This is a genomic window from Agromyces sp. NPDC058484 (genome assembly GCF_042720415.1).
Lineage (GTDB): Bacteria > Actinomycetota > Actinomycetes > Actinomycetales > Microbacteriaceae > Agromyces.
Window position 1 is genome coordinate 86128 of the sequence record NZ_JBHXMP010000016.1, and the last position, 3150, is coordinate 89277.

Genomic DNA, 3150 nt, shown 5'->3' on the forward strand with positions numbered 1-3150 from the left:
CGCACCCCGCCCCCGACCCCCCCCCCCCTTGGCCCGCCTCACGCCCACGGGGAGCTTTGCCACCGGGGCGGCCCAAACCCCCCCCGCTCCCAAACCCACCGCGACCCAATCAACCAACCAAGCAGAAGGAGCACGCCATGACCACCACCACCGCCGCGCCCGCGGCATCCGCTCGCCCGACCGGATTCATGCGTGACACCGCCACCGTCTTCGTGCGGGAGTCGCGCCCGCTCGTGCGCGACCCGTTCAGCGTCATCTTCTCGCTCGTGCAGCCGCTCGTCTTCCTGGGGCTCTTCGGGCCGCTCCTCGTCGGCGCCGCCGGCGGCGACGTGGCGGGCACCCTGCAGTGGTTCGTGCCCGGCATCCTCGTGATGGTCGCGCTGTTCGGCACCGCCTCGACGGGCGCGAACCTGCTCTTCGAGATGCAGACCGGATCGCACGAGCGCACGCTCGTCGCCACGCTCTCACGCAGCGCCCTGCTCGTCGGCCGCGCCCTCAAGGAGGTCGTGCCGCTCACGATCCAGGGCACGATCGTCGTGCTCGTCGCGGTGCCGTTCGGCTTTCGGCTCGACGTGCCGGGGCTCGTCGCGGGACTCGCCGTGCTGGCGGTGTTCGGCATCGGGTTCGGCGCCCTCAGCTACCGCCTCGCGCTCGCCTGCCGCACCCGCGACTGGATGTTCTGGATGGTGCACCAGACGCTGCTGTTCCCGCTGATGATCCTCTCGGGCATGCTCCTCCCCCTCGAAGACGGCCCCGCGTGGATGCAGGTCGCCGCCGCTGTGAACCCGCTGAGCTACCTGGTCGGCGCGGAACGCGCGCTGCTCGCCGGCGACTTCGGCGCCCCCGCGGTCGTCGGCGGCGTCATCGCGGCGGCCGCAACCTGCGCGCTCGGGATCGCGCTCGGCGTACGGGCGATGCGCCGGGCGCGCTGAGCCGCGCGGCCGGGCCGCAACCCCGCGTTCATTTGCCGCTCGCGAATCCCGGGTTTCTGCGATCTGGACCGCAGTTTCCCGGGACTCGTGCGGTCAGTGGCTCGGGCGTCCCCGCCGTGGTGCGTTCGCTCCCCCCGCGAATCCCGGGTTTCTGCGATCTGGACCCGCAGAAACCCGGGACTCGCGTCAGCTCGCGTGAGCTCGAGTCGGCTGGCCCCGGCTGGCGCTGGGGATGCCGCAGCGGTGCCGCCCGGATACGCTCGGGGGATGCCCCAGCTGCACCACGAGACCCACGACGTTGTGATCCTCGGCGGCGGCCACAACGGCCTCACCGCGGCCGCCTACCTCGCGCGCGCCGGCCTGTCGGTGCTGCTCCTCGAGCGCGACGAGCACCTCGGCGGGGCGGCCGTCTCGGCGGAGGCCTTCGAGGGCGTCGACGCGCGCCTCTCCCGCTACTCCTACCTCGTGAGCCTGCTCCCCCAGCGCATCATCGACGACCTCGGGCTCGACGTGCGGCTCATCCGCCGCCGCTATTCCTCCTACACGCCCGATCCGCGCGACCCCCAGCGCGGCCTGCTGGTCGATGTCGAAGCGGATGCCGCGGCCGCCCGCGACGCATTCGCCCGGGTCGGCGCCGAGCCCGACGCCACAGCGTGGGACGCCTTCTACGCCGACACCGAGCGCGTCGCCGAGGCGCTCTTCCCCACCCTCACCGAGCCGCTGCCCACCCGGGCTGAGGCACGCGCGCTCGTCGGCGACGAGCGCATCTGGCGAGACTTCGTCGAGCAGCCGCTCGGCCGCACGATCGACGCGCGCTTCGCCGACGACCTCGTGCGCGGCGTCGTCGCGACCGACGGGCTGATCGGCACGTTCACCGACCTCGACGACCCCGCGCTCGACGCCAACCGGTGCTTCCTCTACCACGTCATCGGCGGCGGCACCGGCGACTGGGACGTGCCCGTCGGCGGCATGGGCGCCGTGAGCGGCGAACTCGTCCGGGCCGCCCGCGAGGCGGGTGCCGCCCTCGTCATCGGCGCCGAGGTGCTCGCCGTCGACCCCGAAGGCCACGTGCGGTACCGCCACGGCGGCGCCGTGCACGAGGCATCCGCCCCCGCGCTCCTCGCGAACGTCGCACCCGCCGTGCTCGACCGCCTCATCGAGGCTCATCGCACGGATGCCGCCACGTCACGCTCCGCCACGGTCGCCCCGCGCGACCAGCACCCGTTCACCCACGACACCGCGCTCCAGGTGCCGCCCGTCGTGCGCGAACGGCTCCGCCGGCTCGCCGCGCCCGAGGGCGCCCAGGTGAAGGTCAACCTGCTGCTCACCCGGCTGCCGCGCCTGCGCGACACCACGGTCGCGCCCGAGGCGGCGTTCGCCGGCACGTTCCACATCAACGAGCTCGCGTCGCAGCTCGATGCCGCGTTCGCCACGGCGGCGCGCGGCGGCATCCCCTCGCCCATCCCCTGCGAGATCTACTGCCACACCCTCAGCGACCCGTCGATCCTCGCGCCCGAGCTCGCGGCCCCCTCGGCCGGCTCGGGGAGCACCGGCGCCCACACCCTCACCGTGTTCGGACTGCACGTTCCGCACCGACTGCTCGAGCGCTTCGGCAACGACGACCTGCGCGCGCGCCTGCAGGACGCCGTGCTCGCATCGCTGGACTCGGTGCTCGCCGAGCCGATCGAGGCGGTGATCGCAACGGATGCCGCGGGCCGCCCCTGCATCGAGACGAAGACCACGCTCGACCTCGAGGAGGCGCTGCGCATGCCGGGCGGCAACATCTTCCACGGGCCGCTGTCGTGGCCGTGGGCCGAGGACGACGTGCCGCTCGTGACGCCCGCCGAGCGGTGGGGCGTGGCGACGCGGCATCCGCGGATCCTGCTCTGCGGATCGGGCGCGGTGCGCGGCGGCGCGGTGAGCGGCATCGGCGGGCACAATGCGGCGATGGCGGTGCTCGAGGCATCCGTGGGCTGAATCGGCCGGGTCGGGCGGCGCTCACGCGGCACGGCACGGCACGGCACGGCACGGCACGGCACGGCACGGCACGGCACGGCACGGCACGGCACGGCGGCACGGCACGGCGGCACGGCACGGCGGCACGGCACGGCGGCACGGCGGCACGGCACGGCGGCACGGCACGGCGGCACGGCACGGCGGCACGGCACGGCGGCACGGCACGGCGGCACGGCACGGCGGCACGGCACGGCGGCACGGC

Annotated in this window: 2 protein-coding genes; both read left to right on the forward strand. The window is 74.5% G+C overall.

Features of this window, described 5'->3' with window-relative positions:
• The first annotated feature begins 137 nt into the window (after nt 1–137).
• Nucleotides 138–932, forward strand: a complete 795-nt coding sequence (locus ACFWN7_RS13630) for an ABC transporter permease (RefSeq protein ID WP_376939358.1) — start codon at nt 138–140, stop codon at nt 930–932.
• Between the two features lie 267 nt (nt 933–1199).
• On the forward strand, nt 1200–2909 hold the full coding sequence (locus tag ACFWN7_RS13635) for a phytoene desaturase family protein (RefSeq protein WP_376939359.1): 1710 nt from the start codon (nt 1200–1202) through the stop codon (nt 2907–2909).
• Nucleotides 2910–3150: the final 241 nt, after the last annotated feature.